This window comes from Ensifer oleiphilus (assembly GCF_013371465.1).
Classification (GTDB): domain Bacteria; phylum Pseudomonadota; class Alphaproteobacteria; order Rhizobiales; family Rhizobiaceae; genus Ensifer; species Ensifer oleiphilus.
Map to the genome: position 1 here is coordinate 46,874 of NZ_JABWDU010000005.1, position 24,666 is coordinate 71,539.

General features: G+C 61.0%; 26 protein-coding genes. 16 read left to right on the forward strand and 10 right to left on the reverse strand.

Features of this window, described 5'->3' with window-relative positions; genetic code table 11:
* Positions 1-79: 79 nt before the first annotated feature.
* From HT585_RS19805 to folE, 3 genes are all read right to left on the reverse strand, one after another.
* Positions 80-1,045 carry a patatin-like phospholipase family protein gene (locus HT585_RS19805; RefSeq protein ID WP_176354581.1) on the reverse strand — a complete coding sequence of 322 codons (966 nt, stop codon included), beginning with the start codon at positions 1,043-1,045 and terminating at the stop codon, positions 80-82.
* Positions 1,046-1,450: 405 nt separating this feature from the next.
* The gene (gene hisI, locus HT585_RS19810) at positions 1,451-1,903 is read right to left on the reverse strand and encodes a phosphoribosyl-AMP cyclohydrolase (RefSeq protein WP_176354582.1); all 453 of its coding nucleotides are present in this window, start codon (positions 1,901-1,903) and stop codon (positions 1,451-1,453) included.
* A gap of 23 nt (positions 1,904-1,926) precedes the next feature.
* Positions 1,927-2,544, reverse strand: coding sequence for a GTP cyclohydrolase I FolE (gene folE, locus HT585_RS19815; RefSeq protein ID WP_077498381.1), 618 nt, complete (start codon positions 2,542-2,544; stop codon positions 1,927-1,929).
* Between the two features lie 342 nt (positions 2,545-2,886).
* Here folE and HT585_RS19820 point away from each other — a divergent pair, with 342 nt between their 5' ends.
* The 5 genes from HT585_RS19820 to HT585_RS19840 all read left to right on the forward strand — a co-directional run bounded on the left by HT585_RS19820 (position 2,887) and on the right by HT585_RS19840 (position 7,393).
* Complete coding sequence (locus HT585_RS19820) at positions 2,887-3,333, forward strand: iron-sulfur cluster assembly scaffold protein (RefSeq protein WP_176354583.1); 447 nt, start codon at positions 2,887-2,889, stop codon at positions 3,331-3,333.
* A 3-nt stretch (positions 3,334-3,336) separates the two neighbouring features.
* Positions 3,337-3,711 (forward strand): membrane protein insertion efficiency factor YidD, encoded by a 375-nt coding sequence (yidD, locus tag HT585_RS19825; protein ID WP_176354584.1) that lies wholly within the window; start codon positions 3,337-3,339, stop codon positions 3,709-3,711.
* Between the two features lie 96 nt (positions 3,712-3,807).
* Positions 3,808-4,347 carry a DUF1697 domain-containing protein gene (locus HT585_RS19830; RefSeq protein WP_176354585.1) on the forward strand — a complete coding sequence of 180 codons (540 nt, stop codon included), beginning with the start codon at positions 3,808-3,810 and terminating at the stop codon, positions 4,345-4,347.
* 128 nt (positions 4,348-4,475) lie between these two features.
* Positions 4,476-6,458 carry a threonine--tRNA ligase gene (thrS, locus tag HT585_RS19835; protein ID WP_176354586.1) on the forward strand — a complete coding sequence of 661 codons (1,983 nt, stop codon included), beginning with the start codon at positions 4,476-4,478 and terminating at the stop codon, positions 6,456-6,458.
* Positions 6,459-6,553: 95 nt separating this feature from the next.
* Positions 6,554-7,393 (forward strand): 1-acyl-sn-glycerol-3-phosphate acyltransferase, encoded by an 840-nt coding sequence (locus HT585_RS19840; protein ID WP_176354587.1) that lies wholly within the window; start codon positions 6,554-6,556, stop codon positions 7,391-7,393.
* A gap of 45 nt (positions 7,394-7,438) precedes the next feature.
* Here HT585_RS19840 and HT585_RS19845 read toward each other — a convergent pair whose 3' ends face one another.
* Positions 7,439-8,443 (reverse strand): hypothetical protein, encoded by a 1,005-nt coding sequence (locus tag HT585_RS19845; RefSeq protein WP_176354588.1) that lies wholly within the window; start codon positions 8,441-8,443, stop codon positions 7,439-7,441.
* A gap of 99 nt (positions 8,444-8,542) precedes the next feature.
* Here HT585_RS19845 and HT585_RS19850 point away from each other — a divergent pair, with 99 nt between their 5' ends.
* Positions 8,543-9,127 (forward strand): nitroreductase family protein, encoded by a 585-nt coding sequence (locus HT585_RS19850; RefSeq protein ID WP_176354589.1) that lies wholly within the window; start codon positions 8,543-8,545, stop codon positions 9,125-9,127.
* Entirely contained in the window at positions 9,127-9,729 is a 603-nt protein-coding gene (locus HT585_RS19855) for a flavin reductase family protein (RefSeq protein WP_176354590.1), read from the forward strand. The genes HT585_RS19850 and HT585_RS19855 overlap by 1 nt, the downstream gene beginning before the upstream one ends.
* Before the next feature lie 38 nt (positions 9,730-9,767).
* Here HT585_RS19855 and HT585_RS19860 read toward each other — a convergent pair whose 3' ends face one another.
* A complete protein-coding gene (locus HT585_RS19860) occupies positions 9,768-10,472 on the reverse strand; it encodes an aldolase (RefSeq protein ID WP_176354591.1) in 705 nt (234 codons plus the stop codon).
* A gap of 73 nt (positions 10,473-10,545) precedes the next feature.
* Here HT585_RS19860 and HT585_RS19865 point away from each other — a divergent pair, with 73 nt between their 5' ends.
* Positions 10,546-11,685: a DUF2336 domain-containing protein gene (locus HT585_RS19865; RefSeq protein WP_176354592.1), complete on the forward strand. Its 1,140-nt coding sequence runs from the start codon at positions 10,546-10,548 to the stop codon at positions 11,683-11,685.
* A 92-nt stretch (positions 11,686-11,777) separates the two neighbouring features.
* On the opposite strand, the gene HT585_RS19870 is transcribed toward HT585_RS19865, so the two are convergent.
* Positions 11,778-12,194: a hypothetical protein gene (locus HT585_RS19870; protein WP_176354593.1), complete on the reverse strand. Its 417-nt coding sequence runs from the start codon at positions 12,192-12,194 to the stop codon at positions 11,778-11,780.
* 242 nt (positions 12,195-12,436) lie between these two features.
* On the opposite strand from HT585_RS19870, the gene HT585_RS19875 reads away from it, so the two are divergent.
* Positions 12,437-12,919: a GNAT family N-acetyltransferase gene (locus tag HT585_RS19875; protein WP_176354594.1), complete on the forward strand. Its 483-nt coding sequence runs from the start codon at positions 12,437-12,439 to the stop codon at positions 12,917-12,919.
* Between the two features lie 74 nt (positions 12,920-12,993).
* On the opposite strand, the gene parE is transcribed toward HT585_RS19875, so the two are convergent.
* Positions 12,994-15,057, reverse strand: a complete 2,064-nt coding sequence (gene parE / locus HT585_RS19880; protein ID WP_176354595.1) for a DNA topoisomerase IV subunit B — start codon at positions 15,055-15,057, stop codon at positions 12,994-12,996.
* 210 nt (positions 15,058-15,267) lie between these two features.
* On the opposite strand from parE, the gene HT585_RS19885 reads away from it, so the two are divergent.
* The 6 genes from HT585_RS19885 to HT585_RS19910 all read left to right on the forward strand — a co-directional run bounded on the left by HT585_RS19885 (position 15,268) and on the right by HT585_RS19910 (position 22,098).
* Positions 15,268-16,200: an alpha/beta hydrolase gene (locus HT585_RS19885; RefSeq protein ID WP_176354596.1), complete on the forward strand. Its 933-nt coding sequence runs from the start codon at positions 15,268-15,270 to the stop codon at positions 16,198-16,200.
* A 129-nt stretch (positions 16,201-16,329) separates the two neighbouring features.
* Entirely contained in the window at positions 16,330-17,772 is a 1,443-nt protein-coding gene (locus tag HT585_RS19890; protein ID WP_176354597.1) for a UbiA family prenyltransferase, read from the forward strand.
* Complete coding sequence (locus HT585_RS19895; protein ID WP_176354598.1) at positions 17,769-19,091, forward strand: FAD-binding oxidoreductase; 1,323 nt, start codon at positions 17,769-17,771, stop codon at positions 19,089-19,091. The genes HT585_RS19890 and HT585_RS19895 overlap by 4 nt, the downstream gene beginning before the upstream one ends.
* 93 nt (positions 19,092-19,184) lie before the next feature.
* The gene (locus HT585_RS19900; RefSeq protein WP_176354599.1) at positions 19,185-19,625 is read left to right on the forward strand and encodes an EamA family transporter; all 441 of its coding nucleotides are present in this window, start codon (positions 19,185-19,187) and stop codon (positions 19,623-19,625) included.
* Complete coding sequence (locus HT585_RS19905; RefSeq protein ID WP_176354600.1) at positions 19,622-20,632, forward strand: NAD-dependent epimerase/dehydratase family protein; 1,011 nt, start codon at positions 19,622-19,624, stop codon at positions 20,630-20,632. The genes HT585_RS19900 and HT585_RS19905 overlap by 4 nt, the downstream gene beginning before the upstream one ends.
* An 11-nt stretch (positions 20,633-20,643) precedes the next feature.
* Positions 20,644-22,098, forward strand: coding sequence for an aspartate aminotransferase family protein (locus HT585_RS19910; protein ID WP_425513766.1), 1,455 nt, complete (start codon positions 20,644-20,646; stop codon positions 22,096-22,098).
* A 36-nt stretch (positions 22,099-22,134) separates the two neighbouring features.
* Here HT585_RS19910 and HT585_RS19915 read toward each other — a convergent pair whose 3' ends face one another.
* Both HT585_RS19915 and HT585_RS19920 read right to left on the reverse strand, forming a co-directional pair.
* Positions 22,135-22,737 (reverse strand): YceI family protein, encoded by a 603-nt coding sequence (locus HT585_RS19915; protein WP_425513770.1) that lies wholly within the window; start codon positions 22,735-22,737, stop codon positions 22,135-22,137.
* A complete protein-coding gene (locus HT585_RS19920; protein ID WP_176354603.1) occupies positions 22,737-23,357 on the reverse strand; it encodes a cytochrome b in 621 nt (206 codons plus the stop codon). Before HT585_RS19920 ends, HT585_RS19915 begins: the two co-directional genes overlap by 1 nt.
* Before the next feature lie 213 nt (positions 23,358-23,570).
* Here HT585_RS19920 and HT585_RS19925 point away from each other — a divergent pair, with 213 nt between their 5' ends.
* Entirely contained in the window at positions 23,571-24,017 is a 447-nt protein-coding gene (locus HT585_RS19925) for a hypothetical protein (RefSeq protein WP_176354604.1), read from the forward strand.
* 1 nt (position 24,018) lies between these two features.
* On the opposite strand, the gene HT585_RS19930 is transcribed toward HT585_RS19925, so the two are convergent.
* Positions 24,019-24,630 (reverse strand): TetR family transcriptional regulator C-terminal domain-containing protein, encoded by a 612-nt coding sequence (locus HT585_RS19930; RefSeq protein ID WP_176354605.1) that lies wholly within the window; start codon positions 24,628-24,630, stop codon positions 24,019-24,021.
* Positions 24,631-24,666: the final 36 nt, after the last annotated feature.

Sequence of the window (24,666 nt, forward strand, 5' to 3'; positions counted from 1 at the left end):
GCGCTTTGGCCTTTCGCGGAAGATGCGGCCGGTACGGCGATCCCTGGGTCAACGCAAGTGGCTGACGCAGTCCCAGTCGTCAACGAACCAGGACTTCCTGCATGCGGCGGATTTCAGCGAGCTTGGCCTTTGCTTCCTGATAGCCGCGATCGATCGCCTCTCCGGCGCGGTGGAATTCCGAAAGGCCGATATCGTTGAGCTTCGGATGGAGTGCGAGATCCGGCGGGTCGCCTGCAAGGCGTGCGCGCGAGATCCGATCCTGGATGATGTTGAAAGCCTGAACCATGACGCTGGTCATGCCCATGCGCGCAGAATGGTGCGTCGGCTCCTTGGTGGGGGGCGCTTCGTGGGTCTCTGAACCGGCGTTGTGCTTGACGACGGCAGAGCGCCCATAGAGGTCGTAGTTGAGGTTCACCGCGACGACGAGTTGTTGTTCGTGAGCACGGCAGACGGAAACAGGGACGGGATTGACGAGCGCGCCATCCATCAACATCCGACCATTGGCCTTGATCGGCTCGAAGATCCCAGGGAGGGCGTAGGAGGCGCGGATCGCGGTGATCAGCGAGCCCTTTTCCAGCCAGACTTCATGGCCGCTATGCACTTCGGTCGCAACTGCGATGAACGGCCGGTCGAGGCTTTCGATGCTCAAGCCCTGCAGATGCTCCTGCATGCGCTTGGTCAGGCGCAGCCCACCGAACAGGCCGCCGCCGCCGATTGCGAAGTCGAGCAAGCCGGCAATACGCCGGACGGTAAGGGAGCGGGCGAACGTTTCCAGTTCGTCGAGCTTGCCGGCGAGATAACAGCCGCCGACCAGGGCGCCGATCGAAGTTCCGGCAATCATGCCGACTTCGATGCCCTCTTCGTCAAGCGCCCGGAGCACACCGATATGCGCCCAGCCACGGGCGGCACCGCCGCCAAGCGCGATGGCGATCTTTGGTGGCTTTGGCGGCACGGTGGGTTCTGATGGTGTTGTCGAGAGCGATGACCCGTCCGGGTCGGTCAGGTCGGCAATCTGGCTGCTACGCGTAAAAGTCCAGTTCAACATCCGGCACCTCCAACACCGCCGAACACTTGGCAGCGCAACACGTCCTTCAGAATGCGCGAAGGGCGTTGTGGCGCTCCATGCATTGACTCAAACTTCCGAAGATCCGATTCGATCCTGGAACCACGCAATAATTTTGAGCGCGCTTGTCTGGAGGATACCCTGCCAAGCCGGCGCTGGTGCCGGCCTTGTCCTTATTCATCGCTGAAAGACTGGCACCGTTACTCAGATTACCATCGATCCTGTCGCCGGGTGCGGCGGGTTCGATAAACGTTCGCTACAGTCTGCAATACTGCTCGGCTTGTGGCCGTTCCCGGTGGAACTGCATCCCTGGCTTAGGATTAGGCGCCCGCTGGGTTACCAAAATATAAATGCAGTATGCACCCGCCCCAAAAAGGTGCGCAATGCTTAATTTTTGTCGTAGACCTTCGAGGGGTCGAAATGCCTGATATCGTCGGTGATCGTGACGATAGTACGCCCCTGCTCGACGCAGACCGTGCGATAGAAGCAGGAGCGGCGGCCGGTGTGGCAGGTCGCGTCGTGCCCAGCGACTGAAACCTTCAGCCAGATGGCGTCCTGGTCGCAATCGGTGCGGATTTCCTTCACGGCCTGCAGGTTGCCGGAACTCTCGCCCTTCTTCCAGAGGCTCTTGCGGGAGCGGCTGTAATAGTGGGCGACGCCGGTCTCGATCGTCAATGCCAGCGCTTCGGCGTTCATGTGCGCGACCATCAGCAACTCGCCGTCGCGCGCGTCGGTAACGACGGCGGTGATCAGACCCTTCTCGTCGAAACGGGGTGTGAAGGCCGGACCGGATTCCAGTTCGGCCTTGTTGGAAGAGGGGGCGTCGAAGGTGAGCGTCATAGAAGGCTCCGTTGATTGGAGCCTTACTTGAAGCCCCGCAGCATCGTCATGAAACGGGCCTGTTCGGCCGGTTCGGTCTGGAACGTACCCGTAAATGTGGTGGTCAGTGTTGTCGAGCCTTGCTTCTGAACGCCGCGCATCGCCATGCACATATGTTCGGCTTCGATCATCACCGCCACGCCGCGTGGGGCCAGAGTTTCGTCGATCGAACGGGCGATCTGAGCCGTCATCGATTCCTGCGTCTGCAGCCGGCGGCCGTAGATATCGACGACGCGAGCGATCTTCGAAAGACCAAGCACGCGTCCGTTCGGCAGGTAGGCAACATGCGCCTTGCCGATTATCGGCACCATATGGTGTTCGCAATGGGAATAGAACGGAATGTCCTTGACCAGCACCATGTCGTCGTAGCCCGCAACCTCTTCGAAGGTCCGGCCGAGCACGTCCTCGGCAGCAAGGTCATAACCGCTGAAAAGCTCGCGATAGGACTTGGCGACGCGTGCCGGCGTATCCAGAAGGCCTTCGCGGCTCGGATCGTCACCGGCCCAGCGCAGCAGCACGCGCACGGCGTCCTCGGCTTCTTTCTGCGTCGGACGGTCGCTCGCATTGTCGAGCACGGGGAAATTCTTCACTATGGCATCCATAATGGCCTCTTTGCGCAATACGGGGATTGCTTGACGTTTTATCTTTCGGACAACTCGCCACTGGCCATTCGCCTAACCCTGCAGGCTTGGGTTCCGTCGGCGGGCTCCGGGGCTTTCTGGTCCTTGCTTAGCAGTGCAATAGACCGTCCGGCACGGTTTCCCAAACAACAGGCGACATTTGATCCTCTTGCGGAACTGTCGCCCCAACACGACATAGCATATAGTATGGTGCCATAGAGATGAAAGAGGCCGAGGGGACTGCGTCGTGCTTTTTTCCTGCCTACAGGAGAAAATCATGCGCCGATTACCCAAAACCGCGAAAAATCAGCCGGAACGCGTCACATGATGGATGACATCTATAACAATCGTATTCTCGACTTCGCCGGCAATATCCCGCGCATCGGGATCCTTGAAGATGCCGATGCCGAAGCGGTTGCCCATTCGAAACTCTGCGGCTCGAAGGTGCGGATCTGGTTGAAGATGGACGGCGACGTGATCACGGATTTTGCCCACGACGTGAAGGCGTGCGCGCTCGGGCAGGCGTCGTCGTCGATCATGGCGCGCCATGTGGTCGGGGCGCAGGCGAGCGAAATCCGTCAGGCGCGCGAGGAGATGCTGGCGATGCTGAAGGCCGACGGCGAAGGCCCCGCTGGCCGTTTCGAGGACATGCGCTTCCTGAAGCCAGTAAAGGACTACAAGGCCCGGCACGCATCGACCATGCTCACCTTCGATGCGGTCGTCGATGCGATCGCACAGATCGAGGCCAGGCGTCTGGCAACGGCCGTTTGAGCCATGTGCCGGGATCCGCATTGTGAACATCCGACAGCGGCGGTCCCCATGTCTGCGCACAGGGGACGCAATTGGGCCGGTCCCTTCCGCAAGACGCCGGGGCGTCTCGTCGGCATGGCCCTCATTCGCGCCTACCAGCTGACCCTTTCCAGCTTCATCGGCAATGCCTGCCGGCACCTGCCGACCTGCTCGGAATATGGTTATGAAGCAATCGCGCGCCATGGTTTGTGGGCAGGAGGCTGGATGACGGTTTTCCGCGTGACGCGTTGCGGCCCGGGTGGCACCCATGGTTTCGACCCGGTGCCGGAACGCCTGAAGGCCAGGCATATCTGGTATGCGCCGTGGCGCTACTGGCAGCCGCGGCCGAAAGGTGAATAAGGCGACGTCACCCTGGGGCGCAAAGGCAAGTGTCGTCGGCTTGTCGACCGCTTCTGCGACGCCAGACCTTGGCAATGAGATCAGGAGTTCGTTGAATTGAACAGCTACATCGCGCTGCTTTACAGTATCGTTCTGAGCGAAGGGCGGCGGGTTGTCATGGGGGATCTCAGAGCCATGTCTGAGCGGCTCGGTCACCGGTCGCCGCGCACGCTGGTCGCCACCGGCAACCTGCTGTTCGAAACGGACAAGGCCACCGTCAGCGATCTGGAGATTGGGCTCGAAACGGCCTTTGCCGAGACATTCGGTCGCCATGTCGACATCATTGTTCGCTCCGGCTCCGATTGGCTGAAGCTCGCCGCAGTCAATCCATTCCACGCCGAAGGAGAGGAGGACGGCACCCGCGTTCATGTTCGTGTGATGCGCCAACCGTTGTCCGGCACGGTGTCTGCGGACTTCGAGCGCTACTGCACGGCGGGCGAGCGGCTGGCGGTCGTCGACGGCGACCTCTGGGTTCATTTCACCGGTCAGGCAAGCGAATCGAAACTGCTCGGCGCCTTGACCAAAAAGCGCCTTGGGGTCGGCACGTTTCGCAACTGGAACACAGTGAAGGGGTTGGCTGCGCTGCTCCGCAGCTAGGCTCGCCTTGCCTTTACTCGGCCTCGAAAAACCTCTATCAGGCCTGCGTCAAATAGCCGGCTGAGGCCGGTCAGTCATACCACACCATACCACCCGCATTCGTTGGCGGGACTGGATAGGAGATCATGATGTCGAATCCCGTTTCCCTTACATTTCCTGATGGCTCCGTCCGCGAATACGCCCCCGGCACGACCGGGCGCGATGTCGCCGAGTCGATTTCGAAGTCGCTGGCCAAGAAGGCTGTCGCCATTGCGCTCGATGGCGAGCTGCGCGACCTGTCCGATACCATTGCTGATGGCCGCATCGAAATCGTCACCCGCGACGACAAGCGTTCGCTTGAGCTGATCCGCCACGACGCGGCACACGTGATGGCGGAAGCCGTGCAGGAGCTTTGGCCCGGCACGCAGGTGACCATCGGCCCGGTGATCGACAACGGCTTCTACTACGACTTTGCCAAGAACGAGCCCTTCACGCCCGACGACCTTCCGGCCATCGAGAAGCGCATGAAGGAGATCATCGCACGCAACAAGCCGTTCACCCGGGAAGTCTGGTCGCGCGAGAAAGCCCGCCAGGTGTTCGCCGACAAGGGCGAAGCCTACAAGGTCGAACTCGTGGACGCGATCCCGGAAGGCCAGGATCTCAAGATCTATTATCAGGGCGACTGGTTCGACCTCTGCCGCGGCCCGCATTTGGCCTCGACCGGCCAGATCGGTACGGCGTTCAAGCTGATGAAGGTGGCCGGAGCCTATTGGCGCGGCGACAGCAACAACCCGATGCTGACCCGCATCTACGGCACGGCCTGGCATACGCAGGAAGAGCTCGACCAGTACCTGCACATCCTGGCCGAGGCGGAAAAGCGTGACCACCGTCGCCTTGGCCGCGAGATGGATCTCTTCCATTTCCAGGAAGAAGGTCCGGGCGTCGTCTTCTGGCACGGCAAGGGCTGGCGTCTGTTCCAGACGCTGACAGCCTACATGCGCCGTCGGCTCGCCAATAGCTACCAGGAAGTCAACGCGCCGCAGGTGCTCGACAAGTCGCTGTGGGAAACCTCGGGCCACTGGGGCTGGTACCGCGACAACATGTTCAAGGTGACCGTTGCCGGTGATGACACCGATGACGAACGCGTCTTCGCGTTGAAGCCGATGAACTGCCCGGGTCATATCCAGATCTTCAAGCATGGCCTGAAGTCCTATCGCGAACTGCCGGTGCGACTGGCCGAGTTCGGCAACGTTCACCGCTACGAGCCGTCGGGCGCGCTGCACGGGCTGATGCGCGTGCGCGGCTTCACCCAGGACGATGCGCACGTCTTCTGCACCGACGAGCAGATGGCGACCGAGTGCCTGCGCATCAACGACCTGATCCTGTCGGTCTATGAGGACTTCGGCTTCAAGGAAGTCGTCGTCAAGCTGTCGACCCGTCCGGACAAGCGCGTCGGTTCCGATGAGCTCTGGGATCGCGCCGAAAGCGTCATGACCGACGTGCTGAAGACGATCGAAGAGCAGTCCGAAGGCCGCATCAAGACCGGCATCCTGCCGGGCGAGGGCGCGTTCTACGGTCCGAAGTTCGAATACACCTTGAAGGACGCAATCGGCCGCGAATGGCAGTGCGGCACGACGCAGGTCGACTTCAATCTGCCGGAACGCTTTGGTGCCTTCTATATCGACAAGGATTCCGAGAAGCGTCAGCCAGTGATGATCCACCGGGCGATCTGCGGTTCGATGGAACGCTTCCTCGGCATCCTGATCGAAAACTTCGCCGGCCACATGCCGCTGTGGATCTCGCCGCTGCAGGTCGTCGTCGCAACAATTACCTCGGAAGCCGACGACTATGGTCGCGAGGTCGCCGAGCTTCTGCGTGACGCCGGGCTGACCGTCGAGACCGACTTCCGCAACGAGAAGATCAACTACAAGGTCCGCGAGCATTCTGTGACCAAGGTTCCGGTCATCGTCGTTTGTGGCAAGCGCGAAGCGGAAGAACGTTCGGTCAACATCCGTCGTCTCGGATCGCAGGCCCAGACGGCGATGTCGCTCGACGAGGCGATTGCTTCGCTTTCGGCCGAAGCGACAGCGCCCGATCTCAAGCGCAAGGCGGAAAAGAAAGCCCGGGGTTAAGACCCCGGGACCTTCGCTCTGTCAGCAAACTGTCATATTAGCGGAATATCCGGATACTACAGCGCCTTGTAGCAGGCCATCCATCGGAGACTTTCGTGCAGTTCAAGGAGCTGTCCTACGCAAACGAGAATGACCGGCGCCTGAAGCGCTGGTTCATCCGCTCGATGGAAGGCTTGGCGGGTCGCAACCGATACGCCAAGCTTTATGCCAGATGGCGCTCCGACATTGTCGGCAAGAGCGACCGCATTTTCGGCGAGATGCTGCAGCTGATCGACGTGCGCCTGCGTCTTCAGGGCGAATGGCCGCCGCGCCACCTGCCGGACACGCCTCTGGTCATCGTCGCAAATCACCCCTTCGGCATCGGCGACGGCATTGCCGTTCTGGCGCTCGCCGAACAACTCGGCCGGCCGTTTCGGGTACTGATCAACAACGAGCTGTTGAAGGTGCCGGAGATGGCGCCCTATTCGCTGCCGGTGTCTTTCGAGGAAACGAAGGGAGCGCTGGCGCTGAACATGGCCACACGCCATGAGGCCGTGCGGCTCCTGAAGGAAGGCGTGACGATCGTGATCTTTCCAGCTGGCGGGGTGGCAACGGCACGGTCGGGCTGGGGCAGGGCCGAGGATCTGCCGTGGAAGATCTTTCCGGCCAAGCTGATCCAGGCGGCGCGCGCCAGCGTCATACCGATCTATTTCGAAGGGCAGAACGGCCGCATCTTCCATCTCGCGAGCAAGCTGTCGCTCACGCTGCGGATCTCGCTGCTGATCCGCGAATTCCGAAGGTTGTCGGGCACGACGATCGCAGCCCGCATCGGGCATATCCTGACATGGGAAGAGCTTTGCACGCATGGCGACCGCAAGGATCTGCTCGGTCGCATTTATGAGGCGGTGTTTTCGATGGCGCCGCCACGTCGTCGCTTTCTCAGGCGTGCCGGCTAACGTAGCGTGAGGCAATTGCCTGAACGCCAACCCTCTACCGTAAGATCAATCCTGCGCTTCCGCTGCTGCTTCCGGGCTTGCGGCGGCGCCGCCATTGGTCAACAGCACCTCGATATCGGTGTTGACGCCGGCCTTCACCGTGAAGTCGCGCTGGTAGATCTTGTTCTTGTTTCTGGCAACAGCGGTGTAGTTGCCCTCGAGAAGAACGAGCGTCGGGAACGCGCCTTCCTCCTGGTCGACGATGTCGCCGGCCGAAGTGAGGATCGACCAGCCGGTATCGGCGATGGCTTCGCCACCCGCTTCGGACACCAGCTTCAGCGTCAACTTTGCCGCCTTGTGCTGGATCGTCGCCTCGGTGAGCTTGCCGGCTTCCACCTGGATGTCGGCCGTGATCACCGCGTTTGTCGTGCCGTAGTTGGAACTGACATGGTAGGTGCCGGCGCCAAGACGGATGACGGTGCTGGGTTTCACGTCGGCGGCAATCAGCGCCCGCTCGCCATCGCCCTGGGTTTCGGAGGAGTAGATGGAGAAGCTTAGTTCGGCCGGAGGAATGCTCACATCGCTGCCGGAGACAGCATTCAGCGTCATGCCGCCGGCATCGAGCACCAGCACCTGCTTGTCGAGCGCGCCGTTTTCCGGGATGCGGATCTTGCGCGTGGCGGCTGCGCGCCCGAATGCGACGTTGACAAAGTATTCGCCTGGCACCAGGCTGAAGGCCGTTGATCCGCCTTCCGACGTTGCCAGCAGCGGCAGCTTGCCGTCGCTTCCGGGGATGGGGCTGAACACCCGCCAGGTCAGGCCCGCCTCGACTGGTTGGCCCTTGCCGGTCAGAAGCGCCTCGAGCTTCACGTCCTTCAGCGTGCCTTCCTGCGTGGGGTCGGTGGTCATCGGGCTGAAGCCGGTCAGCTTCGGCATCTTGCGCGTTTCGGATATCGACGGAAAGCTCTCGAAAGCCTCGGTGGCGTCCTGCGCCAGCGCCGCGCCGGCGGTAATGCTTGCGAGTGCGACCGCCAAACCGGTTCTGATGAAAATACGAGGGCAGGTGCGCATGAGAGCAGTTGACTTCCTGACTGGGTGACTCCACTTGAGACGCCGGTATGGCATTTTCGTGGCTGCCGGTCGGCGGCAAAATAGTGGAATTCACCCAATATGAAAACCGAAATAAAGCTCGTTGATTATCTCGCGTCCCGGCGATCCATTCCCGCTTTTCAGATGGGCGAACCAGGGCCTGACAAGGCCGAAGTCGAGGAAATGCTGACGCTCGCCTCGCGCGTGCCGGACCACGGCAAGCTCGCTCCGTGGCGGTTCATCGTTTACCGCGGCGAAGAGAGGGTGCGCATCAGCGGCGAATTGAAGACAATGGCACTCGCCAAGAAACCAGATCTTTCGGAAGAGATGATCAAGGTGGAAGAGACGCGGTTGTCGCGGGCGCCCGTGGTCGTCGCAGTCGTCAGCAAGGCGGCCCCGCACTTCAAGATCCCGGAATGGGAGCAGCAGATGTCGGCCGGTGCCGTCTGCCTCAATCTGTTGATGGCTGCCAATGCACTCGGTTACGCATCCAACTGGCTGACCGAATGGTACGCTTTCGACGAAGCGGCGTATCCGTTGCTTGGTGTCGAGCCGGGTGAAAAGGTCGCCGGCTTCATTCACATCGGCACCGCAATGGTTCCGCCTACGGAGCGTCCGCGCCCGGAGTTGGCCGAGATCGTGACCTGGGTCGGAGAAGACGCCTGATGTTCTACGATACGGCCGAAAACAGGCATGGCCTGCCGCACGATCCGTTCAAGGCCATTGTCTCGCCGCGGCCGATCGGCTGGATTGGCACCCGCGCTGCGGACGGGTCGCTGAATGTCGCACCCTATTCTTTTTTCAACGCGATAAGCGACCGGCCAAAGCTCGTGATGTTCTCGTCGAGTGGCTACAAGGACTCCGTGCGCAACATCGAGGCAACGGGTGAATTCACCGCCAGCTTCGCCAGTCGCAATCTGAGCGAGGCCGTCAACAAGACCTCGATTGCAGCGCCTCACGGCGAGAGCGAGTTTGCGATCGCCGGACTGACCCCCGTTGACGGAACGCTGGTCAAGGCGCCGTTCGTCGGCGAGGCCTATGCGGCGCTTGAATGCCGGATGACCGAGATGTTCCAGCCAAAGGGGCTCGATGGCAAGCCCTCGGACAACTACGTCGTCATTGGCCAAGTCGTCGGCATACACATTCGCGACGAGGCGATCCGCGACGGTCGTTTCGACATGGCGACTGTGCGCCCGCTCGCCCGTCTCGGCTACATGGATTATTGCGACGGCGGTGATGTGTTCCAGATGGTGCGGCCGACGCGCTGAACCGTCTTCGGTTCGGTGACAGGCTGTCGCCGATGGCGTCAGGCGTCGATTTTCAGCCATGCCGCTTGCTCCGGCGAGCGGCACACCACGGATGAAAAGCCGTCGGCGCGGCTGGCAGCAAATGCCTGTCGGACGGCAATCTCCGTCATGGCCGTCTGCGGCAGCACGTCGTAACAGGCAAGACCCGCTTCATGGGCGCGAAGAACTGTGGCGGCGCGCCCGGCGGCAACCGGCGCGGCCGTGACCTGATCCTGCCGTACCGGCAGTGGCTCGCAGCCCGTTGCCGCCGCTAGCTTTTGACCATCGAAAACAAGTCCTTCGAGACGTGGCGAACTTTCGTGAAGGGAGCAGGGTGAAAGCACGCTTTCCGGGATCGCGCCATATTCGGCAAGGATAGCAATTTTTTGCGGACGAGAACCGGTGCTTGCCTCCGCGACACGCAACATGACGTCGAGCCTCTGCACGTCCGCACGGTTCCTGCATCCGGCGAGCACGACCCCGTCAATATCGTTGCGAAGGAGCGCGAAGAGTTCGTCCTCTGTCACGCGGTTGATCGGAGGGATTCGTGCGAAGATGCGACAGGCATTTTTCACCATTCTCGCTGGCCGCGCAAGCGCGTCGCCATCAAACACGTGATCGACAATGAGGCCATCGAAGGGTCCAAGGACGGCTGACTTGACAATGGGCGCTTCAGCGCTCTGCAGCAGCAGCGGCTTCATGGTTTTGAAGCGGTTAACGGACATGGTGAACCAATCTTAAACCTTTGCCGGCTAGGCTTCCAACATCAGGTGGCTTTGGGTGTCTAGTGGGGCGTCGGTGATCATACAAGCATTTCTTCGCTGGGTGGAAACGGCGAGAACGGGCGATCGGGCTCGCGCTGCGCGCGCCCTCGGCCGCGCTTACGTCGACGCGCAGATGAACGGCATCGATCGTCAGGCAGCCGAAATGGCCATGACCTTTCTGCTCGACGATCCCTCGCCAAAGGTGCGTTCCGCCCTGGCGGACGTGCTTGCCGCATCGTCCGATGTTCCGCGCGCCATCGTTCTCGGCCTTGCCGAAGACCAGCCGGAGATCGCCTATATTGTCATTTCCCGGTCGCCGGTTCTGACGGACGATGATCTTGTCGATCTGGCGGCCCGCGGCTCTGTCGAAACGCGGGCGTTAATCGCGGCGCGTACGTTTGTTTCCCGCTCGGTCTCAGCCGCTATCGCTGAAATCGGCGGTGAAGAAGAAATGCTGATCCTGCTGGAAAACACCGGCGCGCAACTGTCGCGCCGGTCGTTGAAGCGGATCGCCGACCGCCTCGGCCATTCCGCATCCGTCCGCGACCTTTTGCTTGATCGTGCTGATCTTCCAGGTGACGCGCGGCACGCGCTTGTCGAAGAGGTTGGGGCAGCCCTTGCCGCCTTCGGCCTGGTCCAGATGGCGATAGGGACGTCACGGGTAGAGCGCATCACGCGCGAGGCGTGTGATGTCGCAGCGGTCGGCATGGCTGGCGCGCTGGCCGTGAACGAATTGCCGAATCTCGTCGCCCATCTGCGCGAGACCGGCCGTCTGACACCGGCCTTCCTGTTGCACGCACTTGTGACGGGCCGGGCGGAGTTTTTCTCGGCCGCGATCGTCGACCTCTCCGGTGTTGCGGAAAAGCGCGTCCGCTCGATCCTTTCGGGCGGCCGTATTCATTTGATCCGCGCGTTGTTCGAGAGCGCCGGTCTCGGGCGCGACGTCAGCGAAGCGTTTGCCGAAGCGGTCCTTCTTTGGCGCAAGGACGGCACGACGGGTGCTGATGATTGCCGCGCCTCCGTCTGCTCCGCGCTGCTTGCAAGCCTGCGCGGCCAAGGTGCGTCTTCGCCGGCGTGCAATGCAATGGCAGAAATTCTTGAGCGACTGGCCTTTGCCGAGCAGCGGCAATCGGCTCGCGACTATGCTCAACTGGCCGCGCGCCAGGCGGCCTGAGGTCATCTCACGGACGCTGACACTGACCGCGCGCTACCTTCTCCGGGTCTCGACGACGACATATCCGTTAATGTCGATTTCGTCTTGCTACATCAGTCCGTGAACCGTCGCGCCACCCACGAGTAGCCGTCCTCGATGTAGTGAACTGGCTTGCTGACGAGGTTCTTCAGCTTCTTGCGGTCGGGGACGGCGCCTGAAAGAAATTCCAAAGCCCGTTTCGGCAGGCCCGATTGCGTCTCGGTCGCCTCAGGCGATGGCATCTCGGGCCGTGGAAGCGGAGCGGCCACCTCCTGCTGCGGTTCGTTGGTTGCAAGGCCGGGGCCGGAACTCTCGCACACGGCAACGACCACAGGATAGTTGGCGTTGGAGAAGCGTGGCAGTTGTTTCTGCGAATCCGTATCGCACTGCGCGATTGAGGGCCATGCCCCTTCCACGGTCGAAATATATTGGCACTGGTTCACGTCGTGGTCACAGCCAAGAATGGTCATGACGATCAGGGCGGCTTTCATGGTCTGGCTGTGTCCATCTGGGGTATGGTTGTGCGTTTTCCGACGTCAACTTATGCCTGTGTGATTCTTCCGGAAATGGGGCGGTGGCTTGACTGCGCAGAAACAATTTGTTTCGTCGTGTCATTCGGATTGATGGCGCAGGTCCGGTTGTTGCGCAATTTGACGTATTGGCTCCCGATACGCCCGACCGTAGTTTCTTTCGCGAACCGCAACAGAACTCATAAACAGCCATGGATCGAAAATTGCCTGAAGTCGCGATCGCCGAAGAACCGCCGCGCCAGCCGGAAATCCTGCGCCTCCTGGAGATGTCGGACGCCTATGCTGCCTCGCTCTATCCTGCTGAAAGCAATCATCTTGTCGATGTATCGACGCTGGAGCAGCCGACCGTATCATTCTTCGTCGCCCGCTTCGATGGGGTGATCGTCGGCTGCTGCGCGCTGGTCGAAGCCGGCGATGGCACGGCGGAGATGAAGCGCATGTTCGTCGATCCGCAAGCCCGGGGGCTGAAAGTCGGCAAGCGCCTTTTGCAGACACTCGAGCAGCACGCCGTGAGCCTAGGGCTTGACGTGATCCGTCTTGAAACCGGCATTCACCAACCGGAAGCAATCGGGCTTTACAGAGATAGCGGATATGTCGAGCGTCCACCTTTCGGCGGCTATCAGCCGGACCCGCTAAGCCTGTTCATGGAGAAGATGCTGCAGGCGCCTGCTGATCTCGACGTATAAGTCTTGTCGCTTCTGACGCCACATCAGGCGCCCTTCTGCCTGCAAGCAGATGGGCTCCGCGACCAATCGGTCGATCAGATGTCGAGATTGTCGGCGAACACGGCTCGCTCCTGGATAAAGCGAAAGCGTGCGTCGGCCTTCGTACCCATCAGGTTGTCGACGGCTTCGCGCGTGCCTTCGAAATCGACATCGTCGATCTGGACCTTGAGCAACGTACGGAACTTCGGATCCATCGTCGTTTCCTTGAGCTGCGCCGGCAGCATCTCGCCAAGACCCTTGAAACGGCCGACTTCCACCTTGCCGCGTCCGTTGAATTCGGTGCGCATCAGTTCTTCGCGATGGGCATCGTCGCGCGCGTAAAGCGTCTTTGAGCCCTGGCTCAGGCGATAAAGCGGCGGCACGGCGAGATAGAGGTGACCGCCGCGGATTAGCTCAGGCATCTCCTGATAGAAGAAGGTGATCAGCAGCGAGGCGATGTGCGCGCCGTCGACGTCGGCGTCGGTCATGACGACGATGCGCTCGTAGCGAAGATCTTCTTCGCGGTATTTGCTGCGGGTGCCGCAGCCGAGCGCCTGGATCAGATCGGCGATCTGCTGGTTGGCGCCCTGCTTTTCGCGACCGGCGCTGGCGACGTTCAGGATCTTGCCGCGCAGCGGCAGGATGGCCTGGTTCGCGCGATTGCGCGCCTGCTTGGCCGAGCCGCCAGCCGAATCCCCTTCGACGATGAAAAGTTCCGCACCTTCGGCGGTGTTCTGCGAGCAGTCGGCAAGCTTGCCGGGCAGGCGCAGCTTGCGCACGGCGGTCTTGCGGTTGACTTCCTTTTCCTTGCGGCGGCGAACGCGCTCGTCGGCGCGCTCGATAACCCATTCGAGCAGCTTTGCCGCTTCCGCCGGGTTATCGGCAAGATAGTGGTCGAAGGGATCGCGCAAGGCGTTTTCGACGATGCGTTGCGCCTCTACGGTCGCCAGCTTGTCCTTCGTCTGGCCGACGAATTCCGGTTCGCGGATGAAAACCGACAGCATGCCGGCCGCTGAAATCATCACGTCATCGGTGGTGATGATCGCGGCACGTTTGTTCTGGGTCAGTTCGGCGTAGTTCTTCAGACCCTTGGTGAGGGCGATGCGGAAACCCGCCTCGTGCGTGCCGCCTTCGGGTGTCGGAATGGTGTTGCAATAGGAATGGACCTGCTGGTCGCCGCCATACCAGGTGACAGCCCATTCGAGCGAACCGTGGCCGTTCGATTTCTCGGACTTGCCGGCAAAGATTTCGCGGGTGACCGTGAATTCCTTACCGAGCGTTGCCGCCAGATAATCCTTCAGGCCGCCCGGGAAGTGGAACACCGCCCGATCCGGAATTTCGGAGCCTTCCGGCAGCAACGACGGATCGCACGACCAGCGGATTTCGACGCCACCGAAAAGATAGGCCTTCGAGCGGGCCATGCGGAACAGCCGTGCCGGCTCGAAGCGGGCGTGCGGTCCGAAGATCTGCGGATCGGGATGAAAACGGACCCGCGTTCCGCGCCGATTGTGGACGTCACCCAGTTCTTCCAGCCCACCCTGCGGTACGCCGCGCGAAAAGCGCTGGCGATAGAGCTTGCGGTTTCTGGCGACCTCGACCTCCAGATCGTCCGAAAGCGCATTCACCACGGAAACGCCGACGCCGTGCAGACCGCCCGAGGTCTCGTACGCCTTGCCGTCGAACTTGCCGCCTGCATGCAGCACCGTCATGACGACTTCGAGCGTCGACTTGCCCGGGAACTTGGGATGGTTTTCGACCGGAATGCCGCGGCCGTTGTCGGTCACCGACAGATAGCCGTCAGCATCGAGATAGACTTCGATGAAATTGGCGTGACCCGCTACCGCTTCGTCCATCGAGTTATCGATGACTTCGGCGAAGAGATGGTGCAGCGCCTTTTCGTCGGTGCCGCCGATATACATGCCCGGACGCCGACGTACCGGCTCCAGCCCCTCCAGCACCTCGATTGCCGACGCGTCATAGTCGCCGCTGTCGCTGCCTTTGGGGGCAGGGCGCGGCTCTTCACGCGGCACCGGCGCTGCGCGCGCAACAGGCGTGGCGTCCGGCACAGCGGGCTTCGGTTGTTCGGGCATTGCGGAGAAGAGGTCGTTGCTGTCGTCCATGGGGCGTCTAGATCATTCCTGTCGTGCGGAGGTGGTCAAGGCCATAGCAAGACCGTGGTCTCGTCGCCATCCCCAGTCATTCGAATCACCCGAATTCTGCCAGACTCTTGCCGATTGCGCGAACAAAAGGAGAATGGTGGCGCCGAATGCCTGCAAAATAACGCCTGAGCGTTGGCACCTATCACCAACTGTTGCGTTGGTGCCGAGCCGATGGCAAGGCTTTACGACGAACCAGGGAGCCCTTCGTTGTCCGTGTCCACAGCTCATTTTTGCTTTCGTCCGCTTTGCGCCATCGCGCTGTCTCTCGGGCTTGTTGCCGCGGCCGCTGCTTCCGCCGCGGCGCAGGTCTTGAAGCCCTACAAGGACGATCTGTTTTCCTACGGAAAAGTGCTTGAGCAGAGCGACAACGGCGATTACCGCGTCGTTGATTACCAGGAGTTGCGCGACATAAACGGGCGTGACGAAATTCCGGAGCGGCGGGTCAAGCGCGCTTTCGTTTCTCTCGGCGTCAAGGGCGAGCAAGCCAATGAGACGCTCGATGTGGGCGGGCGGCCTCTCGACGTGACACGCGTTGGCCCGGATCGCGGTGCGGCATTCAGCGTGATCTTCATCCACGGGCGGGGTGGCGACCGGCGCCTCGGCGCCAACGACTTTTCCTTCGGTGGTAACTTCAATCGCCTGAAGAACCTGGCTGTTGCCAATGGCGGCGTTTACTATGCGCCGAGCGTTCGGTCGTTCGATACGGCCGGGGCAGCGGATGTTGCCGGCTTGGTCAAACTTGCTGCCGAGCGCTCCGGAGGCCGGCCGGTCGTGCTGGCTTGCGCCTCCATGGGCAGCTTCATCTGCTGGGGTGTGGCCCGAGACGCCGGCGCCGTTGCGGCCCTTGGCGGCATGATGATCATGGGCGGCGTCGCCGATCCCGATTTCACGAAGAGTGCCGCGTTCAAGGCAAGACTGCCGATGTTTTTCAGCCACGGCAGCACGGATAGCGTCTATCCGGCCGAGAGCCAGAAGGCCCTCTATGACGCGTTGAAAGGGCAGGGATACCCGACCCGATTCGTGCTGTTTAAGACCGGTTCGCATGGAACTCCGGTTCGCATGACCGATTGGCGCGATGCCCTGAACTGGATCGGCAGCCGCTGAAGCGTAGCGTTCAACGCTTGGCATTTGTTAACCAGGCCGACAATTTCCGGGTGCAATCTGGCCGTCTGTTTCCACCTTTGAAAGTGATCGGCGCGATGATCTTCGGCAGATATTGCTGGGGTATATTTCATGGATGCGCGTACCGAAACACGGCAGGTTCCGCTGTGTGTCGACCTGGACGGCACATTGCTGGCCGCCGATACGCTATGGGAAGGCGCCGCGATCATTCTGTTGCGCAACCCGCTGATGCTTGTGCCGATGCTCATGTGGCTGTGGCGGGGCAAGGCACGCCTGAAACATGAGGTCGCCCAGCGCTCGGGCCGAAAGGCGGCGGACTGGCCGTATCGCCAGGCTGTCCTGGACCGCCTGGCAGCCGAACGCGCCGACGGACGCGAGATCGTGCTGGTGACCGGCGCGGCAGCGTCCGTCGCCCAAGACGTCGCAGCGCATGTCGGCCTCTTTTCTTCGATCATGCATTCTTCAGAGACGCTCAACATGACGAGCAGCCGAAAGCGCGACGCGCTGGTCGAACGCTTCGGCAAAGGCGGTTTCGACTATATGGGCAACAGCTGCGACGATATCGCGGTTTTCGACGTTTCGCGCCGGGCGATCGTCGTGGCACCGGACGCGGCCGCCGAGAAATGGCGCCGCAACCACGACGCGGAGAAGCTCGACACCGGCAAGGTCAGCATGCTTGTGCCGCTGAAGTCGATCCGGATCCATCAGTGGGCGAAGAACGTGCTGATCGGCGTGCCGATGATCCTCAATCACGAAGTGCTGCACCTCGATGCGCTCGTGAGCGTTATCATCGCATTCTTCGCCTTCAGCTTCCTGGCCTCCGCCGTCTATGTCATCAACGATCTCTCCGACCTGGCGAACGACCGGCGGCACGCAAAGAAGCGCAACCGGCCGCTTGCCAGCGGTCAGATGTCGGTGCCGACAGCATTGATGCTGGTCACCAGCCTGATCCTCGCCTCGGTTTCGCTGACCTTTCTGCTTCCCTGGAAATTTGCCTGCGTACTCGCTTTTTATGCCTGCGCGACGACGGCTTACACCTTCGTGCTCAAACGCAAGCTTCTTGTCGACGTCTTCACGCTTGCCGGCCTTTATACCACTCGTATCGTTGCCGGCGCCGCTGCGACCGGAACGGAGCTCTCCTTCTGGCTGGTGTCCTTTGCGATCTTCTTCTTCCTCAGCCTGGCGTTGGTGAAGCGCTACGTTGAACTGCATGAATTCGACGACAAGGACGGTGGCGCCGTTCCTGGGCGTGGCTATCTCGCGGTCGATTTCGAAATGGTCGGGCAGGCAGGTGTTGCCTCCGCCTTCACCTCGGCCCTGGTGCTTGCGCTCTATGTGCACAGCCAAGAGCTGCAGGAAATGTACACGATACCATGGGCGCTGTGGCCGCTTTGCCCGCTGGTGCTTTATATGCTGTTGCGGATCTGGATGCTTGCGCGTCGTGGCATGCTGCACGAGGATCCCGTCGTTTTCATCATGCGCGATTGGCGCAGCCAGCTGACCATGATGGTCGGCGCGTTACTTATCCTCTTCGGAGCTGTCGGGCCGCAATGAATACGCATGACTACGAAAGCTGGGGTCGGCTCGATCGTCGGCCGCGGCAGGGCATTTCGCCTGATGATTACGAAGATCGCATCGGTTCGATCGAGCCGGACGCCTTCCTGCCGTTCGGCAACGGTCGCAGCTACGGCGACAGCTGCCACAACGATCTGGGCACCCTGATCGACAATCGCCGACACGCCCGCATCCTCGCGTTCGACCCCGGCACCGGTATGATGACCTGCGAAGCGGGCGTTACCCTCGGCGATGTGTTGGCCCGCGCCATTCCCCATCGCTTCTTTCTTGCGGTGACACCAGGCACGGCTTTTGTGACGATCGGCGGCGCGCTTGCCAACGATGTTCATGGCAAGAACCATCATGCTCGCGGCACGTTCGGCAATCATGTGACCGGCTTCACGCTGCTGCGGTCCAATGGCGAGCGGCTGACGTGCACGCCGCAGGAAAACCCGGAGCTCTTTTCGGCGACCATCGGCGGCATGGGACTGACCGGCCTGATCCTGACCGTCAGTCTTCGCCTCTCAAAGGTGCCGTCGCCGCACGTGCAGCAGCATGCGATCCGCTTCGGCAATCTCGACCAATACTTCGGTCTGGTCGATCGCGCCGACGAAGAGCACGAATACTCGGTCGCCTGGATCGACCAGCTGGCAACGGGAAGACGCATGGGGCGCGGCGTTCTGCTCGCCGGCGATCATGCGGATGGCTCTTGCGAGTTTCCCGACATGCCGAAAGGCATGAAACTCTCGGTGCCGTTCTCGCCACCCTTCAACCTTCTCAATTTCGCGACGCTCAAGGCGTTCAACGAATATTATTTCCGCAAGGAGAAGTCGGGCGAAACCGTTTCGACGGTGCCGTGGACATCCTATTTCTATCCGCTCGACGCCATCGGCGCCTGGAACAGGCTTTACGGTCCCAAGGGGCTCTATCAGCACCAGAGTGTCTACCCTGTCGAACACGCGCGGGAGATCACAGCGACGCTGATGGAGACGGCGCGCGGTGCCGGGCACGCGTCCTTTCTGACCGTCCTGAAGCGTTTCGGCAATGTCGCGTCGCGCGGCATCCTGTCGTTTCCGCGGGCAGGTTTTACTTTGACGCTGGACTTCGCCAATCAAGGTGAACGGACGGTAAAGCTCTTGGACCGCCTCGATGCGATCGTTGTCGAGGCGGGCGGTGCGATCAATCCTTACAAGGATGCGCGGATGAGCCCGCAAGTCTTTGAAAAATCTTTCCCTTCCTGGCGTTCCCTGGAGGCGCTGCGCGATCCGGCGCTGACGTCGAACTTCTGGCGCCGGACGGCATTGGCTTTGCCAAAATGAGACTGCAGACAATTTTATTAAATTAAATGCGCGAACTTCACGGAATATGCGTCTCTTGCGTGTAGTTCATTTCCCGGGACTGGGAGTAAAACTATGAAATATATTCCATTCATTCTCTTCACTGTGCTGACCAATGCGGCCGCGCAGCTGATGCTGAAGCAGGGCATGATGTCGCTAGGGCCGATCTCGATGACGGCGGAGACGGCCATCGTTCGTCTGTTCCAGATCGTTTTCAATCCATGGGTTTTCGCCGGTCTCGCGACCTTCGTCATCTCCATGGCCTCGCATCTTTACGTGCTGTCGAAGGTGGAGCTCTCCTTCGCCTATCCGTTCCTGAGCCTGGCCTATGTAGCGGTGGCATTCTTCGCATACTTCATCTTCCGCGAAGACCTCAATGCGTGGCGCATCGCCGGCATCGCATTCATTTGCGTCGGAACGGTGCTGATCGCCCAGTCGGGCATGTCTTCCCATAGCGACGAAAAGCCGGCCGATGCGGCTGGTGCAAGAACAGCAGATTTCGGGAGCAAGTCATGAAGCATATTATCTTTGGTGGCGACGGGTTCGTCGGGCGGCATCTGGCACAGCGCCTCGTTCAGGACGGCGAGGACGTCGTGGTCGCCGATATCGTCAAGTCCGATCTGCCGCACTACGGCCGCGCGCGCTTCGTCCATTGCGACGTGACGCAGATGAGCGACGTCTTGAAGGTCGGTATCGGTCCGGACGACATGGTCTACAACATGGCGGCCAAGATGCTGTCGCCGTTGCAGATCCGCTCGAAGCGTTGGGACTTCTTCTGGCCGGTCAATTACTACGGGGCCGAGAACATCATGAAGGCCATGGGCGTAGCGAATGCTTCGCGTCTCGTGCAATTCACCACCGACATGATCTACGGCCACACGGTTCAGTCGCCGCAGAGCGAGGACCATCCGGCTAAGCCGCTTGGCGAATACGGAAAATCGAAGTGGGCGACAGAACAACTGGCCGTGCAATGGCGCAAGCAGGGCATGAACATCTCGATCTTCCGCCCGCGCTTGATCATCGGGCCCGGCCGCCTCGGCATTCTCGAAAAGCTGTTCAAGCTGATCGACATGAACCTACCGGTGCCGATGATCGGCTCTGGCAAGGTGCCGTACCAGTTCATCTCGGTATTCGATTGCGCCGAAGCCGCAAGGCTTGCCTGGAAGGGCGGCGTGCCCAACGAGGCCTACAACCTCGGCTCGGACAGTCCGCCTTCCGTGCGGGAGCTGCTCGGCAACCTGATCAAGCATGCCGGTTCGAAGTCCTTCCTGCTGCCGACGCCTGCCTTCGCGGTGAAGCAGACGCTGGCGCTGTTCGACCTGATCAACAAGCCGATCATGGATCCGGAGCAGTACCTGATTGCCGACGAACTGTGCGTGCGCGAGACGGGCAAGCTGAAGCATCAGCTCGGCTGGCGGCCGGAGTTCAATGACGGCGATATGCTGATTGCCGCCTATGACGAATATCGGGCCAAAAAGTCCGGTGCCACGATACAAAACGCCGCTGCCGTACCGGCCGAGTGAGGGGAATGACCATGCTGGATAGACCGAACCGCACAGCCGTCTCGGCACCGTCGCAAGAAGGCGGCGTCGCAAGGCCAGACCTGCTCACGGTCGAGCAGGCGAAAGCCATGTCGATCGGCGACATCACCACTGCTTTCAAGGATCATCTCAATCCAGGCCAGCTGCACTTCATGAAGCTGCTCGGTTTTCACAAGGTGAAGATCGAAAGCGCCGAGGGCATGTATTACACCGACCAGAACGGCCGGAAGATCCTCGATTTCTTCGGTGGCTTCGGGTCGCTCGCCTTCGGCCACAACCACCCGCGTATCCTAGAGGCGCGTCAGAAATTCCAGGACGAAAAGCGCCACGAAATCGCCATCGCCTTCATGTCTCAATATGCGGCCGCGCTCGCCAAGAACATCGCCGCCTGCTCACCCGGCGACCTCGACATGGTCTTCCTCGGATCGTCGGGATCCGAGGCGATGGAGGCGGCGGTCAAGCTTGCCGAGCGTGCCGCCGGCCCGAAGCGTCCGAAGGTCGTCTATGCGGAGAACTCCTTCCACGGGAAGACCAAGGGTGTGCTTGCCATCACCGACGGCCAGCTCTACCGCGCCGATTTCAAGCTGACCGACAACACGGTCCGTGTTCCCTTTGCCGATATCGCGGCCGTCGAGAAAGCCTTCCAGTCCGATCCGGAAATCGGCGTCATCGTGCTGGAGACGATCCAGGGCGGCGGCGGCATCATCCAGGCGCCGGCCGAATACTGGCAGCAACTTCGTGCTCTCTGTGATCGTTATGGCGTTCTGTGGGTCGCGGACGAAGTGCAATGCGGTTATGGCCGCTCGGGCCGTTTCTATGCCTTCGAACATTATGGTGTCGTGCCCGACGTTACCGCACTCGCCAAGTCGCTCGGTGCCGGTAAGGCGGCGGTTGGCGCGATGATCGCGCGCCGCGAGGTCTACATGAAGGCCTATGGCACTTCAAAGACGGCGATGATCCACGCTATGGCGACGTTCGGCGGCATGGGCGAGGCTTGCGTCACCGCGATCGAGGGCATCAATGTACTCTACGACGATCACCTGATCGATCGCGCCGCCGACAGCGGCGACTATCTGCTTGAACGCCTGCAGGCGCTTAAGGAGAAGTATCCGAAGATCATCAAGGATGTGCGCGGCAAGGGGCTGATGGTCGGCCTGGAGTTCCAGGATTTCAGCCAGACGCTGCCGATGGTGCTGCGGCCGGTCGTGTCCGTGCTTGACGACAAGCTGAAGGGCTCGCTTTCCGGCTTCATCGGTGCCTTGCTTCTGCGTGACTACGACGTGCTCGTCGCCTTTACCGAATACAATCGCAACGTCATCCGCCTTGAGCCGCCGCTGATCTGCGAGCGCGCGCATGTCGACCAGTTCATCGCCGCGCTCGACGCGCTTCTGGGCCGTGGGATCGTGCGTATCGTCAAGGACTTTGTCGGCAGCCAGATCGGCAGCTGATCGCTTTCGCAATCGATTGAAAAGGGGGCAGGGCGCTCAGTGCTTCTGCCCCTTTATGTTCATGTCGAATTCGACGACGTTGGAATAGATCGGCGTGCCGACGTCCATGCCGTAGGGCGAGCGGAAGATGCTGCCGCGGATCTTGAATGAAATCTGCCGGTTGTTCCAATCCGTCAGCTTGACGGAAAACTGTTCCTTACGGGCCTTGCCACGCGCCGTCAGCGTGCCTTCGACAGCGGCCGTATCCGGGCCGGTCTGCTTGATGCTGGTCGAGCGGAAGGTGACGGTGCGATAGGTCGCGCTGTCGAAGACCGCACTGGATTTCAGGAAATCCTCGACGCGGCTTTCGCCCGTCTCGACGCTCTCGGGGTAAAGCGTGAACTCGACCGAGGAACGGCCGATATTGGCGCCGTCGATACGGAAATTGCCGGAGAATTTGCCGAAGTCGCCGACGATGCCGCCGCCGCCGACTTGTGCGACGGTGAAATGGATGCGTGAGGCACCGGTAATGCCGTAGTTGCCTGCGGCGTCCTGGAGTTGCGGCGCATTTGCGCCGGCAATGCTTGGGCTGAACGCGACGGAGAGCGCAACGCAAAGTGCCAAAGCTGATGCTGGCGATGGTTTCGAGTTTTGCCTGATCATGGGTATTTCCTCTTGGCAACCAGCCGGTCGCCGTTGGTTTTCTGGATGTGGCCGTGAAGCTGCGGCCGCTTGGCCAACATGCGAGCCAGCACGTCATCCCGCCTGACGACGTGGTGGTAGAGTGCGGCCATGGCATGGATGAGGACGAGAGCAAGCATCGCGTAGGCCAGGATCGCGTGGGCCGATGTCCAGAACGTCTCGGCCGCCTCTGATTTCGCCATCGGAAGATGCGGGATGACGAACCAGTCGAAATAGAAGCTCGGAATGTTCAAGGTCGACGTCGACGCGACCGCCCAGCCAGCAAGGGGCACCGCCAAGGTGAGGACAATCAGCACAACATGCGTCGTTGACGATGCATGCCGTTCAAGCGGCGAAAGGCCCGCGGTCGCCTCTGGTTTCCGGTCGAAGACATGCCAGGCGGCCCGAAATGCCGCGAGAGCAAGCACGGTAAAGCCGAACGATTTGTGCCATTGGTAGAGTGAGAATTGCAACGCCGGATCAAGCGATAGTCTGCGCATGGCGAAGCCGAGCGCGATCAGGCCAAGGATCAATGCGGCGATCATCCAATGAAGGACGATCGTCACCCAGCCGAATGTCGATCTGCTGTTCCGCAGCATGGCAAGCTCCCGCGATTCCAGACAAAGTCAAAGACTTCGCTCTGGTCGCTCGGATGTGACCCGCAGGCCCTCGCTTTTATTCGCCGACGATACCGTAAATCTGCGGGCCGTTTACGTTGATGGGCGCGAAAGACGACTCATTTGCTTGTGATCAGGCCGCGGGCTGGCTGGTCTGGTCTCTGCAAAAGTCCAACCTATCGCGGGATATCCATCATGACCGAGAATAACTCGACACACCAGTTGATCCCACTCGAAAACGTGGTGTTGGAACACGCAAGCGCGGGCATCGCGCTGGGGACGGTGCGCCGGTTCGAGGAGTCCCTCGAACAGTGGCGGCTGGCCGCGCAACTGGCGGACGCAAATTTCGAGGGAGACGATCTCTATTATTGGGTCAAGGGCGGTTATGGCGCGGCTCTTCACGACGTCGGCCGTCACCGCGACAGCATCGCCGTTTCGAAGCTTGTTCGCGCTTGGACGCTTTCGCTGCGCCAGCCGCTCGCATCGTTGACCATCGCGCGTTCTTACCTGGCACTCGGCGAGGCCGAGAATGCCTATCCCCATATCCAGGACGTCCACAGACTGGTAGGCGACGAGGTGTTCAATGTGTTCGACAGGCGGTATCTGGCAGATATCCGCAGGGCGCTTGCCGCAAAGGCGTAGGTCAGGGTGCCGCGGTCATCTCCGGAGGCGCGATGCCGAGGTCGTCGGCGACGGCCTGCATCATGAGATTGCGGACCGCTGGCGGCGACAGCAGGGGGACCGGCAGCACCGCCATGCTGGAAAGGCCAATGCCGAGACCGAGGATCCGCCACGCGATCGTTTCCGGCACGGCACCTGTGCGGAATTCGCCGCCTGCAACGCCATCGGCGATGATGCCGCAGAGCAGGCGATGCCAACAGGAAACGGCCTCAGTGTAAGCCCCGGCCAACGCGATGTCGGCCTGGGCCGCCCTCCATGCCTCCGCCCAGAAGCGCATGCCGCTCTCGCGCGCGTCGTCCGTGTGATCGCTGACGAAGAGCTTGAGTGCCGACGTCGCTCCAAGCGTCGGCCGCATCTTCACGAATTCCGCCCGCGCCGCAGCCTCGTAATATCGGAAGGCCGCACATTTGAGTTCGCTTGCGGTCTTGAAGTGATGGTGGATGATGCCGTTCGCCGCCCCCATTTCGGCGGCCACCCGACGAGTCGTCATTGCGTCGAAGCCGTCCTTCAGCATGACGGCGCTGGCGGCCGCGATGATCGCCTCGCGCCGGGCGAGGCGGGTCATGTACACCATATTCAGTCTCCGGTTGTGTGCGATTGACATAGCGCA